The sequence below is a fragment of the Archangium violaceum genome (genome assembly GCF_016887565.1).
In the GTDB taxonomy this organism is placed as follows: Bacteria; Myxococcota; Myxococcia; order Myxococcales; family Myxococcaceae; genus Archangium; species Archangium violaceum_B.
On sequence record NZ_CP069396.1, the window covers coordinates 11,836,717 to 11,850,486 of the forward strand.

Annotated in this window: 12 protein-coding genes; 7 read left to right on the top strand and 5 right to left on the bottom strand. The window is 71.4% G+C overall.

Going from position 1 to position 13,770, the window contains the following annotated elements; translation table 11 throughout:
* Positions 1 to 27: 27 nt before the first annotated feature.
* Entirely contained in the window at positions 28 to 438 is a 411-nt protein-coding gene (locus JRI60_RS47180; RefSeq protein WP_204222639.1) for a VOC family protein, read from the bottom strand.
* A gap of 370 nt (positions 439 to 808) precedes the next feature.
* Between JRI60_RS47180 and JRI60_RS47185 the strand changes: the two genes are divergently transcribed.
* Together JRI60_RS47185 and JRI60_RS47190 are read left to right on the top strand one after the other, a co-directional pair.
* Positions 809 to 3,355 (top strand): VIT domain-containing protein, encoded by a 2,547-nt coding sequence (locus JRI60_RS47185; RefSeq protein WP_204222640.1) that lies wholly within the window; start codon positions 809 to 811, stop codon positions 3,353 to 3,355.
* Between the two features lie 153 nt (positions 3,356 to 3,508).
* The gene (locus tag JRI60_RS47190) at positions 3,509 to 5,179 is read left to right on the top strand and encodes a ligand-binding sensor domain-containing protein (RefSeq protein WP_204222641.1); all 1,671 of its coding nucleotides are present in this window, start codon (positions 3,509 to 3,511) and stop codon (positions 5,177 to 5,179) included.
* Positions 5,180 to 5,235: 56 nt separating this feature from the next.
* Here JRI60_RS47190 and JRI60_RS47195 read toward each other — a convergent pair whose 3' ends face one another.
* Positions 5,236 to 5,721 (bottom strand): RebB family R body protein, encoded by a 486-nt coding sequence (locus JRI60_RS47195; protein WP_204222642.1) that lies wholly within the window; start codon positions 5,719 to 5,721, stop codon positions 5,236 to 5,238.
* A gap of 144 nt (positions 5,722 to 5,865) precedes the next feature.
* Between JRI60_RS47195 and JRI60_RS47200 the strand changes: the two genes are divergently transcribed.
* Together JRI60_RS47200 and gloA are read left to right on the top strand one after the other, a co-directional pair.
* On the top strand, positions 5,866 to 6,609 hold the full coding sequence (locus JRI60_RS47200; protein ID WP_204222643.1) for a hypothetical protein: 744 nt from the start codon (positions 5,866 to 5,868) through the stop codon (positions 6,607 to 6,609).
* A 5-nt stretch (positions 6,610 to 6,614) separates the two neighbouring features.
* Positions 6,615 to 7,001, top strand: a complete 387-nt coding sequence (gloA, locus tag JRI60_RS47205) for a lactoylglutathione lyase (RefSeq protein WP_204222644.1) — start codon at positions 6,615 to 6,617, stop codon at positions 6,999 to 7,001.
* A gap of 62 nt (positions 7,002 to 7,063) precedes the next feature.
* On the opposite strand, the gene JRI60_RS47210 is transcribed toward gloA, so the two are convergent.
* Both JRI60_RS47210 and JRI60_RS47215 read right to left on the bottom strand, forming a co-directional pair.
* Positions 7,064 to 8,455 (bottom strand): hypothetical protein, encoded by a 1,392-nt coding sequence (locus JRI60_RS47210; protein WP_204222645.1) that lies wholly within the window; start codon positions 8,453 to 8,455, stop codon positions 7,064 to 7,066.
* Between the two features lie 169 nt (positions 8,456 to 8,624).
* Positions 8,625 to 9,545 (bottom strand): hypothetical protein, encoded by a 921-nt coding sequence (locus JRI60_RS47215; protein WP_204222646.1) that lies wholly within the window; start codon positions 9,543 to 9,545, stop codon positions 8,625 to 8,627.
* Between the two features lie 70 nt (positions 9,546 to 9,615).
* On the opposite strand from JRI60_RS47215, the gene JRI60_RS47220 reads away from it, so the two are divergent.
* The 3 genes from JRI60_RS47220 to JRI60_RS47230 are packed head-to-tail and all read left to right on the top strand — an operon-like array spanning position 9,616 to position 12,073.
* Positions 9,616 to 10,443, top strand: coding sequence for an alpha/beta fold hydrolase (locus tag JRI60_RS47220; protein ID WP_204222647.1), 828 nt, complete (start codon positions 9,616 to 9,618; stop codon positions 10,441 to 10,443).
* A gap of 50 nt (positions 10,444 to 10,493) precedes the next feature.
* On the top strand, positions 10,494 to 11,156 hold the full coding sequence (locus tag JRI60_RS47225; protein ID WP_204222648.1) for a GNAT family N-acetyltransferase: 663 nt from the start codon (positions 10,494 to 10,496) through the stop codon (positions 11,154 to 11,156).
* Positions 11,153 to 12,073 (top strand): hypothetical protein, encoded by a 921-nt coding sequence (locus JRI60_RS47230; protein ID WP_204222649.1) that lies wholly within the window; start codon positions 11,153 to 11,155, stop codon positions 12,071 to 12,073. The genes JRI60_RS47225 and JRI60_RS47230 overlap by 4 nt, the downstream gene beginning before the upstream one ends.
* Positions 12,074 to 12,081: 8 nt before the next feature.
* Here the strand turns inward: JRI60_RS47230 and JRI60_RS47235 are convergent, their stop codons facing one another.
* Positions 12,082 to 13,710, bottom strand: a complete 1,629-nt coding sequence (locus JRI60_RS47235) for a serine/threonine-protein kinase (protein ID WP_204222650.1) — start codon at positions 13,708 to 13,710, stop codon at positions 12,082 to 12,084.
* Positions 13,711 to 13,770 lie beyond the last annotated feature (60 nt).

Here is a 13,770-nt window from a genome sequence, read left to right on the forward strand (position 1 = left end):
GCGGGCCTCGACCCGGCTCGCCGGGGCTCAGCCTCCGGTGAGCGCGTCGTAGCCGCGCCCCCGGAACTCGAGCAGGCAGAAGCCATGCCCGAAGGGGTCCGCCAGGTTGGCCATGCGGCCCCACTCGCGCTCCTGGATGTCCCGTTCGAGCGTCGCGCCCGCGGCCCGGGCCCGCTGCACCACCGTGTCGAGGTCGGTGACGGTGAAGTCCAGGTGCACGGGCGTCCAATGCCGGCGGTAATCCCGCGCGGAGGAGGCGCTCGGGGAGGCCGTGCTCCCCACTGGCTTGGAGAGCAGGTCGATGGGAGACGAGGCCCCGAGCAACTCGGCCCAGTCGGAGCCCAGCCGACGCCCGACCGTCAACCCGAGAGCCTCGGTGTAGAACGCGATGGCCTTCTCCAGGTCGTCGACATCGATGCAGGCACGCAGTTCGATCATGCTCGCGAGAGTCTCCGGTTGCCGGACAATTCGCCATCGTCCCGGAGGCAGTGCCTGGCACTGTCCTCGATGAGTTGCTCGCGGTGATCACCACCCTTTCCACTGACCCCGAGCCACGGCGACGCGGTGGTGTTCGCAACCTCTTCGAGTCCATTCCCGAGGTACTGGAATGGCACGAGCGCTGGTGAGGCTCTCAACCAAGTGACTCACGCCCCGTGCGGTCAGGCAGCCACACCCCATACTCCGCCCTCATGAGCGCGGAACCACGGCGTGCCCCCAGGCCCAGTCCTTCCGCGCACTTGGCGCACCGCGAGCCCTGGCCCGCTGGCTGCATTCACTCGGCCCGTACCCATCCTGTCCGAGGAATCCCATGCGAGCCGCACTCGCCGCGCTCATCGTCTGCCTTCTGTCCGTCCCCGCCTCCGCGCAGGAGCCGGCGTCGCACGACACGCCCTGCCCCGCTCCCGCCTCGCCCCTGAGCTCCGGCGCCATCACCCAGGGCACCCTCGTGGCGAAGCTCCGCCACCACGCCTCCGCCCAGGGCTGCCCCGAGTCCCAGCCCCAGCACTTCAGCCTCAAGCACACCGAGGTGGACGCCGAGGTGAGCGGCTTCCTCGCCAGCGTCACCGTCACCCAGGTCTTCGAGAACCCCTACTCCGAGCCGCTCGAGGCCCTCTACGTCTTCCCGCTGCCGGAGAAGGCCGCGGTGGATGCCATGGAGCTCGTCATCGGCCAGCGCGTCATCCGCGGCGTCATCCAGACCCGTGAGCAGGCTCGCGACACCTACGAGCGCGCCCGCGCCGAGGGCAGGACGGCCGCGCTGCTCGACCAGGAGCGCCCCAACCTCTTCACCCAGTCCGTGGCCAACGTCCTCCCCGGAGAGGAGATCCGCGTGCGCATCCACTACGTGGAGCGGCTCGTCTACGAGAGCGGGAAGTACCGATTCGACTTCCCCATGACGGTGGGGCCGCGCTTCATCGGCGGTGAGCCCCTGGCCTTCCGCCAGGGCGAGGGCACCGCGCCCGACACCACCACCGTCCCCGACGCCAGCCGCATCACCCCGCCCGTGCTGCCCCCCGAGGCGCGCAGCGGCCGTGACATCCACCTCTCCGTGCGTCTGGACGCGGGCCTGCCCGTGCACGAGCTGCGCTCCACCTCGCACCAGGTGACGGTGACGCGCGAGGGCTCCAGCCGCGCCCGCGTGGAGCTCGCCCCCAACGACCGCATCCCCAACAAGACCTTCACCCTGGAGTACCGCGTCGCCGACGCCCTCATCCGCCCCGCCGTGCTCATGCACCGCGAGCCCGGCGCCGACGAGGGCTACTTCCTCGTGCTCCTCAACCCGCAGCTCGAGCCCAAGCAGGAGGAGGTGGTGCCTCGCGAGCTGTACCTGGTGCTGGACACCTCGTGCTCCCAGTCCGGCCAGCCCATCGAGAAGTCCAAGGCCATCACCGCCGAGGTGCTGCGCCACCTCCACCCCGAGGACACCTTCCAGGTGCTCAACTTCGACACGTCGGTGACGAAGTTCGCCCCCGCCGCGGTGCCCGCCTCGCCGGAGAACGTGGCTCGCGCCCTGCCCTACGTGGCCAACTTCTGGGGCGGCGGCGGCACGGACGTGCGCGTGGCGGCCCAGGAGGCCATGGTGCCCGCCAACGACCCCGCCCGCCTGCGCATGGTGCTGTTCATGACGGACGGCTTCATCGGCGATGACGACCAGGTGCTCGGCACCCTCCAGCAGCACCTGCGCGAGGAGACGCGCGTCTTCAGCGTGGGCGTGGGCAACGACGTCAACCGCTACCTCGTCGCCAGGATGGGCGAGGTGGGCCGTGGCGCCTCCACCTTCGTCAACCTCCGCCGCCCCGAGGCCGAGGTGGCCCAGGAGTTCGAGTCGCGCATCCGCGGCCCGGTGTTGACCTCGGTGCGCGTGGACACGGACGGGCTGCCGGTGTCGGACGTCTACCCGCGCGTGCTGCCGGACCTCTTCAGCGGCCAGCCGCTGTTCCTCATCGGCAAGTTCCACGGCTCGGGCGATGGCCTGCTGCGCATCACCGGCCGCGTCCGCGGGCAGGAGCGCCACTTCGACGTGCCCGTCACCTTCCCCGCCTCCGCGCCGGAGCACGCGTCGCTGCGCAGCCTGTGGGCCCGTCAGCGCATCGAGGAGCTGTCGGTGGAGAACTACCGCGGCGAGAAGCCCGAGGTCGTCCAGGCCATCACCGCCACGGCGCTCCAGTACCGGCTGATGAGCAAGTACACCTCGTTCGTCGCGGTGGAGGAGGTGGCGCGCACGCAGCCGGGTGGCGACACGGTGCGCGAGATGGTGCCGGTGGAGCTGCCCGAGGGCACCTCGTACGCGGGCGTCTTCGGCGAGCTGAGCCGCGAGGAGATTCCGCCCGGGGACCCCATCATCTCCGTGGTCGCCCCGAGGAACGCGCGCCGGGTGACGGCCTACTTCCCCTTCGGCCTGGTGAAGCCCCTCACCTTCGACGCGGCCACGGGCCTGTGGCGGGGCCGCTTCCTGGTGCCCCTCTTCGTGGAGGACGGCTACTACGACGTGCTGGTGGCGGTGGAGATGAGGGACGGCACGGTGCGCCGCCGCGAGGTGCGCTACCGGCTGGACTCCAAGGGCAACGACTTCGAGGTGACGCTGTCCACGCGCGTGCTCGCCCCGGGGCAGGCCCTGCGCCTGGAGGTGGACGCGGTGGAGGCCACCCGCGAGTTGAGCGTCTACGGTGAGCTCTTCGGCGACGAGCAGCTCCTCCTGGAGACGCGCGATGGGCTGCGCTTCTCCCGCGAGCTGGTGGTGCCCGCCGGCACCGAGCCCGGGGAGTACGAGCTGGTGCTCGTGGCCCGTGACGCCGCCGGCAACCGCTTCGAGCGCCGCGAGAAGGTGCGCGTCGCCCTCCGCGTCGAGGAGTGACCCGGGCATGCCCTCGGGGTGCTGGCGCCGAGCCACGGCCCGAGGCTGGAAGGAGACGCGGGCCAGCGGTTCCGAGGGGTTGGTCGCTGGCCCATGCTTCGCAAGAGAGAAGGACGAGGCGGCGCACACCGCCGCCACGCCGAGGACCCGCACATGCTGCTCTCCACCCTGACCGCCGCCCTGCTCTCCGCCACCGTCACCAACACCGAGACGGTGCATGACCTCGCCTCGTACAACGGCCACGTGGTGGCCTGCACCGAGGGTGGCCTGGAGCTCTTCACCTCCGCGGGCCGGCCGGTGCGCAAGTTGACGGTGGAGGACGGCCTGCCGAGCCACTTCTGCCGCGCGCTGGAGGTCGCGGGAGACCGTCTCTTCGCCGCCACGGACGAGGGCGTGGTGGTGATGGACGACCGCTGGCGCGTGGAGCCGGTGGTAGAGGCGAAGTGGTACGCGCTGCCCGCGGCGGAGGGCATGAACGCGGAGGTGTACCGCGCGGCGCTCGGGTGGCTCTCGGAGCGGCTGCTCGCGGGCCCCACGTACACGGCCTTCACCGAGCGCTACCTCGGCACCGCGGACGGGCGGGTGATGGCTCCGGCCTCGGGGCGCATGTGGACGGTGCCAGGGCAGGTACTGCTACTGGAAGAGGAGGGTGACTCGCTGCGCGTGGGCACCACCGAGGGCACCTTCACGCTGGGGCCAGATGGGCTCGTGTCCCTCCCCGTCCCCGTGGGGCCGCTCGCGTACGCCACGGGCCCGGGGAGCGAGACGCGGGTACTCGGCGCGGAGGGCGAGTCCCGGCGCTGGGGCGCGAGCTCGGGCGAGCCCAGGGCCCTGCCCGCGGGAGCCACGAGCACGCTCGAGGAGAAGGGCGTGGCATGGGTGGGCACCCGTGACCAGGGCGTCTTCCGGCGTCAGGACAAGGAGTGGAAGCGGGTGACGCCCTCGGGCCAGCTGTGTGGCAACCACATCACCGCGCTCACGCGGCACCAGGGACAGCGGGTGGTGGGCACCTTCGACAAGGGCGTGTGCTGGGAGCTGCCCGACGGGCGGTGGCGGACGTTCCGCGCGCCGAACCTCCCGAGCAACCATGTGCTGGGCCTCGCGAGCGATGGGAAGAACCTCTACGTGGCCACGATGTACGGGCTGGGCCTCTACGATGGGAAGTCGTGGACGCCCATGGCGTACGGAGGCCGCAACCCGGTGGCGCTCGGCAAGCTGTCGGTGCTGGCGGCGATGGCGGACACGGAGGACGGTGTCGCCCTGGTGGATGGACGGGGTGTCTCCTTCGTGAAGCGGGCGAGCCAGCCGCTCGAGCTGGCGAAGCGGCTGCAACTGCCGGAAGGCTGGAGCTCCCATGTCTCGGTGGCCGACGGCACCGGGCGCTACCTCTGGGTGGCGAGCGAGGACCGGGGACTCGTGCGCTGGGACGGCACGCAGTGGAACCGCTTCCACGACGGCAAGAACCTCACGGACAACTGGGTGACGGCGCTCTCGGCGGACGGTGAGGGCCGCGCGGTGGTGGGCTCGTGTCAGGACGGCTTCAGCTACTTCGACGGCGAGCGCTGGACGCGGGTGCGCGACGCCGCGGGACTGCCGAGCCGCTACGTGGTGTCCACCGCACTGGTACCGGGCGGGGCCCTGGTGGGCACGCTGCGGGGCGCGGCCCATTACGACGCGGCGAGCGGAACGGTGCGCGCGCTGCCCCGGCTCGCGGACCCGCGCGTGCACTCCCTCCTCGTGGAGGAAGACACGGCCCTCTTCGGCACCGAGGGAGGACTCTCCCAGCACGCCTGGAGCGCCCCGGCCACCGTCTCCCAACGCTGAGGCGCATCCCCGGGCATGCGCCTCCCCCTCGCCGGGCCCCGGGTCCCCGGCTGGCCTCAGCCCGCCTTGAGGACGCCCACCGGGTGCGACTCGCCGGAGGGCCCGGACGAGAGCACCAGGACGGCCGACTGGCTCAGGGCCGCCTGCCCCAGGACGTTGAGCTGCTGCTGGTTGGCCACCGCGTTGTGGAACGCCAGGCCGAGCGCCTGCGCCGCCGCCTCGTACACCGAGGCCAGGGCCCGCGCCCTCACCTCATCGGGGTGGACGGACGAGGCCCTGGACTCGGGCTCGTTCCCCTCCACCGGGGCCACGGACTGTGCTGGCTCGATGGGCGGGAGGAAGGCGGACTTCGGCTCGGGCCCCGGGCCCCGGACGGACTCGCTGGCCACCCGGGCCTCCACGACGAGATCCAGGATGCTCTGCTGCTGCCGCGCGGTGACCTCGTTCAGCTTCGCCAGTACCTGGGCCACCGCCGTCCCGAGACGCACCAGCTCCGCCTCGGCGCCGAGCGTCGCCAGATCCACGTTGTCGCTATCCGCCATCGAGTTCCTCCTGGGAGTGAAGGGCACCACGGTGCCACGCCAGGGGGAGTAAAGCCGCCCGGACCGGATCCGTCGAGCCACCTCTCACCTCCGGGCCGCCTTCTCTCCCGCCAGCCGGGCATGCCACACTGTCCCAAGGTCCCCATGCGATTGAGCGACGCGCAGGCGCTGCTGGACACCTCCTTCCAGGGTGTGCAGGAAGGTGCCACCCGGATGTACGAGCCCGAGGACGAGCGCTTCGACAAGCGCCTGAGCGCCGTGTGGCTGGAATACCGCTGGTACGTGCACGGACGGGGGCTCGCCGAGGTCTTCGTGAAGTGGAAGCGGGTGGAGCGGGAGTCCTGCGCCCGGGAGGAGGTGTCCGTGCTGCGCCTGCACCTGCTCGGACACTCGGCCGTGCTCGCGGGGTGCGCGCAGCGGGTGCTCGACGCGGGCCAGCCCGCCCCGGGACGTCTGCTGGAGCTGTTCGGCGCGGACGGAGTGAAGCGCGAGAGCAGCGCGGCCGGCACCACCGGCATCACCCTGGAGCACTGGCCGCACCCGGCGCCCCAGCCGCTGCTGCCGGAGGAGACGTTCCAGGCGCTGTCGGCGGTGCTGGTGGACCCGCACGCCTCCTTCGAGGAGCGGCACGAGGCGGTGGACAGGCTCTGCCGGGAGCGCAGCCCGCGCGTGGTGCGGATGCTGCTGGCGGCGCTGGAGGTGGGCCCCTCCCTGTCCGCCCTGCGCCGGCTGTCCGAGTGGGGCGAGCTGGACGCCCTGCCGCACCTGGAGCGGGCGCTCGCGGACGTGGCACCTGACAACCCGGCGGACCTCTGGGCGCTCACCGCGCTGCAGCGTCGGTTGCAGGCCTGGGAGACGGCGACACGCGCGCTCCAGCCCGCTATGTAACGCCCATGCGAATCCTCCACACGATGCTGCGTGTCGGCGACCTCGAGAAGTCGCTGGACTTCTACACCCGCGTCCTCGGAATGCAGTTGCTGCGCCGCAAGGACTACCCGGATGGCAAGTTCACCCTGGCCTTCGTGGGCTACGGCCCCGAGGACACCCACCCGGCCCTGGAGCTCACCCACAACTGGGACACCTCGAAGTACGAGCTGGGCAACGCCTACGGCCACGTCGCCCTGGGCGTGAAGGACATCCACGCCACCTGTGACGCCATCCGCAAGGCCGGTGGCAAGGTGGTGCGCGAGCCGGGTCCCATGAAGCACGGCACCACCGTCATCGCCTTCATCGAGGACCCGGACGGCTACCGCGTGGAGCTCATCCAGCAGGGCTCGTGAGCCCCAGGTCCACCGGCCGAGCGGGTCGGCCGGCGGGCACCGTGCCTTTTGGCCCCTCTGGCCTACTGGCCCATCTGGAAGGAGCCCTCGGCCACCAGCATCAGCTCCACCGCGGGCGTGGCCTTCACACCGAAGGCGGACAGCGCGGAGGCCTGGGCGCGCACCGCCGCCGCGTAGGTCTGGTAGGCCTCGGCCGTCTTCGTGGCCAGCAGCGTGACGTTGGTGCCGCTGGCCGTCACCGCCGCCGAGGCCGCGAGGTCCAGGGTGGTGTCCAGCGTGGCCGCCGCCGCCACCGAGGCCTGCACCGCCGCGCTCACCGCGAGCTGGTTCGTCGCGCTCACCCCGAGGTAGCGCCCCAGCACCGAGGCCTGCACGTCCGTGGTGCCCACCACGCTGGCGCCGAAGCCCGCGAAGGCCTGTGCCGCCAGCGCCGCGCTCGTGGAGGCGCGCACCTGGGTGCGCAGCGTGGTGCTCGCCGTCACCGCCTGCTGCTTCACGTCGTCCGCCGCGTTGGCCGCCGCGAGGAGCGCCGACAGCGCCGCGCCAGAGGCCTGTGCCTCCAGCCCCGCCGAGGCCCGCGCCGCCGCGTCCACCAGCGGCTTCGCGTCCTCCGCGGACAGCCGCGCCTTCAGCGTCGCCCGGAAGGAAGCGCCCGCCGCGCGCTCGCTCTGCGCCTGCTGCTCCACCTTCGCGCCCAGCTTCTCGGCCGCCGCCCGCAGGTCCGCGTGGAACTTGTCATAGGCCTGCTCCACCGAGCCGCCCGCGTCCAGCGCCACGTTCAGCGCCGCCGCCGCCGCGAGCTCCTCGTGGAAGAGCGCCGACTGGGTCGTCCGCGCGCCCGCCTGGGCGTACATCTCCAGCTCCGCCTGCTGCGCCGCGCGCACCGCGTCCGCCATCGCCTTCACACGCGAGCGGAAGGCCTCGCTCGTGGAGGCTCCCTCGCGCGCCGCCGCCGCCATGCGGGCGTTGATGCGGGCACGCACGTCCACCAGGTCCACCGTCTCCGCCTGGGACTTGTCCGCCATCATCTGCGCGAAGACCTCGGCCTCCAGCGAGCTCTCCCCGTCCATGGGCGGAGCCACCGCGTCCTGGCCCTCGGCCGTCGCCTCGAGCAGCGCCGAGGCCACCACCTGGCCGGAGGCGTCCACCGCCTGCAACACCAGGTGCTCCTCACCCGCGGGCACGTCGAGCGTGTACTGGCCCTGCGCCTCCAGCTTGCCCTCGGCCACCACCGTCAGGGTGCCATCGGGCCCCACGGTGCTGGCGCGCACCTGCGTCGCCGCGGCCACCGTGCCCGAGCCTCCAAGCGGAAGAGCCCCGGACACCAGCCCCTGCGGCTGCGTGCCCTCGCCGTCCGTCACGCGCCCCTTCACCTGCACCGTGTTGCCACAGCCCGTGCCCAGGCCGAGCACCACCACCGCCGCCCAGAGATTGCGAAGCGTCGTCGTCTTCAATGTCGTCTCCTCACGTCCAAAGGCGCCGCATCCGGCCACCCGGCCCGGAACCGGAGCGAGCGCTCGCCCATTTCTTGAGAAAAGGGCTCCCGGATGGATCTGCGCCGCTTTCTCGTGGGGCTGACGACCTTTCCGTACAAGGGGCGAGGTGGGTGTGAAGGGAGGTACGCTACGGCTGGCGGACAGCGGGTTCCCAGCCGGCGGTGACGAGCTGAAGCAGCTCGACGCCGAGCAGCTCCGGGTAGCGCCGCCGCCAATCCGTGCGCTCCGGCGTGGCGGGCTCGCCGTTCCAGAGCACCTGCCCCCCGGCGCGCACCCGCAGCCGCTCGGCCGCGGCGAAGGTGGTGTGCGCCGTCCGTGAAAAGGAAGCCTCTCCCCACTGGGGCCAGATCAGCAGTTCGTCCGCCGCGTGGGGATTGCGAAGGAACCACGTCACGGGCTCACCCGAGGCCCGATCGAACCAGACGCCCTGTGTCCCCTGGAGCTCCACATCCTGTCCTTCCGGTGGCGCCGCCAGCAGCTCCGTGAGCGGTGGCGGCTTGGGGTGCTTCAGCCTCAGGGCCAACAGGTTGGGGCCCTCGTCATGTCCCCCCGCCGGAAACTCGAGGGGCATGTGGAGGGTGGTGTGGAGCTGCTCGCGGCGTTGCAGCCACTGGCGCCCCTGCTCCAGCGCGTACTTCCCCTGGGCCTCCGTGAGAGCGCCGAGGGATTCCACCGTCACCTCGCGCCCGTGCACCCCCTCGAAGGCGCGCAGTCCCAGCTCCTCGTTCACGAGGGCCGCGAGGGAGAGCAGCTCGAACATGTTGGCCAGGAAGGAGGGGCTGGTGCCACTCACCGAGAGCTGGAGGGTTCCCGCCCGGGGCCCGTTGTTGGGCCGCACACCCGCCCACAGCAAGGGGGCGGAGGCGGGCTCCGCGTCCGCGCGGAACACCCAGGTGGCCCCATCGGGCCGGCGAGCTCGCACGATGGGACGGGAGCGGGCGAGCAGGTCCAGGCAGGCACGCAGCTCCTCGGGGGTGAGCCGGTCCGGCGCACCGGCCCGGACATCCTCGTAACGGAGGTGTGATGTCAACCAGACGGAGTAGGGCATGGGAGGTTCCTCGGGGCGGACGCTACTACCGCGTCGCCCCGGAAAAATCGCGCGATGTTATGGCTGCGGCATGACCACTCTTCCTCCTCCCGTCCAGGGCTTCGCCGAGGTGAAGGGAGCCCGCCTGCACTACGAGCTCCATGGTGATGGCTTCCCGGTGGTGTTCCTCCATGGGGGCCTGCTCGACCTACGCATGTGGGAAGGGCAGATGGGACCGTTCTCCCGGCACTTCACCACCCTGCGCTACGACCAGCGGGGCTTCGGCCGGACGGAAGCCCCCCTCGGGCAACCCCACGCGCCCCACGAGGATCTGCTCGCCCTGCTCGACCGCTTCTCGATGGACCGCGCACACATCATTGGCCACTCGCTCGGAGGGCGCGTGGCGCTCGACTTCGCCCTGGCCTTTCCCGAGCGCGTCTCCTGTCTCGTCCTCGTCGCGCCCGGCATCCAGGGCGCTCCGCCCTCGCCCGAGGAGTTCTCCTGGTACACGCGCCTGCTGGGCACCGGCGGGGAGAAGGACCCCCAGGCCCTCATCGAGGCCTGGCTCGGCAGCGACTACCTGGCCGCTGCCATGGCCCTGCCCTCGGTGGCTCCCCAGGTGCGGCAATGGACGGTGGAGAACCTGCCGGGCATGAGGCCTGGAGCCCACCTTCCCCGCTTCCTGGAGCCCTCGGCCTACAGCCGGCTCGAGGAGCTGCTCATGCCCGTGCTCGTCGTGGTGGGGGACAGGGACAACCCGGTCATGCTGAAGAACGCCGAGGTGCTGGCCCGGCGCGTGGCCGCCCTCACCCGCGTCACCCTTCCGGGTGTGGGACACCTCCCCAACCTGGAGCGCCCCGAGGACTTCAACCGTGCTGTGCTCGACTTCCTCCTGGGACATCCCACCCCAGCCCCTTGACGCAGTGCGGCATCACCCCTGATGCTCGCATCTCCAAAGGGGTGCTCGGGATGAAGCCAAGGCGTCACTTCGATACCGGGTGGAGGGAACGGCTGGCACTCGCCGATGGGACGGAGGTGGAATTACGGCTGGTCCAGCCGGCTGACGCGGAGTTGCTCCTGGAGGGCTTCGAACGGCTCTCGCCGCGCTCGCGCATCGGACGTTTCCACGCCGCCAAGCCACGGCTCTCGGAGCACGAGGTGCACTACCTCACCGCGGTGGATGGGGAGCAGCATCTGGCGCTGGGCGCGGTGAGCGTGGGTCCCGAGGGCCAGGGGCGCGGGTTGGGCATCGCCCGCTTCATCCGTCTGGCCCCCGCCTCCGAGGTGGCCGAGGCCGCCATCACCGTGGTGGACGCGGCCCAGGGCAAGGGGCTCGGCCGCATCCTCCTGGAGCGGCTCATGGAAGCGGCGCGGGAGCGGGGCGTGGAGCGATTCGAGTGCCACATCCAGCCGGGCAACGCCGCGATGGTCCGCCTGCTGAACCGGCTCCTTCCCGATGGCGCGCACGAGGAGGAGGATGACGCGCTCCGCATCACCGTGTCGCTGTCCTCCACGCCCCGCAGGAAGTGGAACCTGCTGCTCCTGCTGCTGGCGCTCGCCGCCCAGGGGGCACTGACCGTGCTCGGGCCCGCTCGCTCGCATTCTCCGAACGAGCAGGGGCCACCAGGTTGACGTTGGACCGGGCTCCGCGCGGTGATGCACCCCGCAGCCCTGCCCTTCAGGGGAAGTCCCATGACGTCCACCCGCCGAAACCCCTCGGGGTTCCGCCTTCCCACGCTCGCCCTGGCAGCTCCCACCTCACCCCCGAGGCCCGGGCGGCCCTCAACAGCGCCTGTGACACCGCCGCCGACCCCGGAGCGCCCCTCGAGACGAGCCTCCACCCCGGCTGCGCGGACGAGCTCGTCAGCATCTACAACGGGGGCAAGACGCACGCGGGCCAGACCGCCTGGAACAACCCGGTGACGCTGACGCTCAACACCGCGTATGCCTGGGTGGCCCAGCTCCAGGCCGGCTACACGCCGGAGGAGCTCCGCGCCTTCGCCCGGTCCGCCTACGCCGAGAACGCCTTCAACCCGCCGGGCACCATGCAGAGGGTGGGCACCACCTCGGGGCTCGCCTACCACGTCCAGGTGTACACGGATGCCCAGGGGCGCGTGACGGCGCACCTGCAGGGCTGTGGCCCCGTGGCCGATGGCGCGGACACGCTCATCACCTACGACCAGGGCAAGCGCTGTTGGATCAACAAGGTCATCTTCCACCAGCCGGTGGAGAAGCAGCTGCCCCGCCAGCCGGACGCGAAGGCGCGCCAGGTCTTCGCGGCCGGGGACTCGGACACGGACCTCTCCTTCGTGCAGGACGCGACGCACCTCAAGCTGGCCATCAACCGCAACAAGGTGCAGTTGATGTGCAATGCCTACGCGAACCACCAGGGCCAGTGGCTGGTACAGCCCATGTTCGTCCAACCTCGCGCCCAGGGCTCCCGCTATCCCTGCACCACCGCGAAGGACGCGGCCGGACAGCCCCTCGTCGACGAGGCGGGCCACCCCTTCACCCAGGACTACGAGGACCGGGTGTACGCCCTGCCGTAGCCGCCCACTCAGGCCGCGCGGCTGGCCAGATCCGCCATCAGCGTCTGCGTCCCGGCGAGCGTCGGGTCCTCCCGCCGGGACCGCGCCGACTCCACCTCCACGCCATGCGCCATCCACCAGCGCTCGGCGTCCTCCTCCGTCCAGCGCCCGGCGTCCGCGCACGCATCCAGCGCCATCCGCAACGCCCGCGCGCTCTCGTAACGGGCCTCGGGCTTCTTCTCCAGACAGCGCAGGAGGACGTCACACAGGTCCTTCGGCAGCTCGCGCCCGGCGCGCACCTCCGGTGGCACGGGCGGCGTGTGCAGGTGGTGGGCGCAGATCTCCACCACGCTCCGGCCCTTGAAGGCGTGAGTGCCGGTGAGCAGCGCGTACCCCACCGCGCCCAGCGAGTAGAGGTCTCCCCGCGCGTCCACCGCCTCCGGCGTGGAGATGGCCTCGGGGGCCATGTACAGCGGCGTCCCGGTGATGACGCTGCCCTGGGAGATCGCCACGTCCGACGAATTGCCCAGCTGCTTCACCAACCCGAAGTCGAGCACCTTCACCAGGTCCGGCATGCCCCGGCGCCGGCACAGGAAGAGGTTGGCCGGCTTGATGTCCCGGTGCAGCAACCCCAGGCCGTGCGCCTCCTCCAGCGCGCCGCACACCTGACGCAGGATGTGGATGACGCGCGCGGGCGGCTGCGGGCCCGTGGCCGTGAACAGCCCCTCCAGGTCCACGCCCTCCAGGTACTCCATCACGTAATAGAAGAGCCCATCCGCGGTGCGGCCGTAGTCGTAGATGGCGATGGTGTTGGGGTGGGTGAGCTGGCTGGTGAGCTGCACCTCGCGCTCGAAGCGCTCCAGACCCTGGCCGTCCGTGTCGGCGCGCAGCAGCTTGATGGCGGTGCGGCGGCGCAGCAGGGCGTGGCTGGCCAGGTACACCTCGCCCATGGCGCCGGCGCCCAGCCGCTGCAGCAGCGTGTACTGGCCCAGCTTGCGCGCGTCGCGCACCTGCTTGCGCAGCCCGTAGATGACGGCCGAGGCCACCGTGCTGAAGGCCACCGCCACGATGAACCAGCACAGCGCCAGCAGCACCTGACTGATGGGCGAGAGGGGCGCCGCGTCGCGGTGCTGCATGGCGACGACGGTGGCCAGCATCCCGATGCCGCACGCGCCACCACTCAGCAGCAGCGTGCGCCGGGCACTGCTCGGCACGAGGATGGCGCGCAAGCTGAGGAGCGCCACCAGCGCCAGCAGCATCTCGTAGATGCCCGCCACCGGGTAGGGGTGGACGAAGGGCCAGCTCGACACCACCGCGCCCATCAGCAGCACGCCCACCGTCTCGATGGCCTGCAGGGCCTTCCACGAGCGCGTACCAGTGCGACACAACAACCAGATGCACCCGAAGACGGCGTACTCGCCCAGCGCCTCGTAGGAGAAGAGGCCCTCGAGCGCCGCCTGGAGGCCCACCTGGGGATCCAGGACGATCGCCAGGTGGAACAGGGGGTAGTAGAGGATGTCGATGAGGAAGCACACCTTCCCGAACAACCCCAGACGCTCCTGGAGCAACGCGCGCCCGTCCTCGGTGCGGCTCGAGGACACGGACGGCGCCGCCGGGCCCGCCGCGGCACCGAGAGAGGGAGGGAGCACTTCGCTCATGGTGCGGACAACTTAGCTCAAACCCCTGTCTCTGTCTGGCGGTGTACAGTGCCGCCCGCA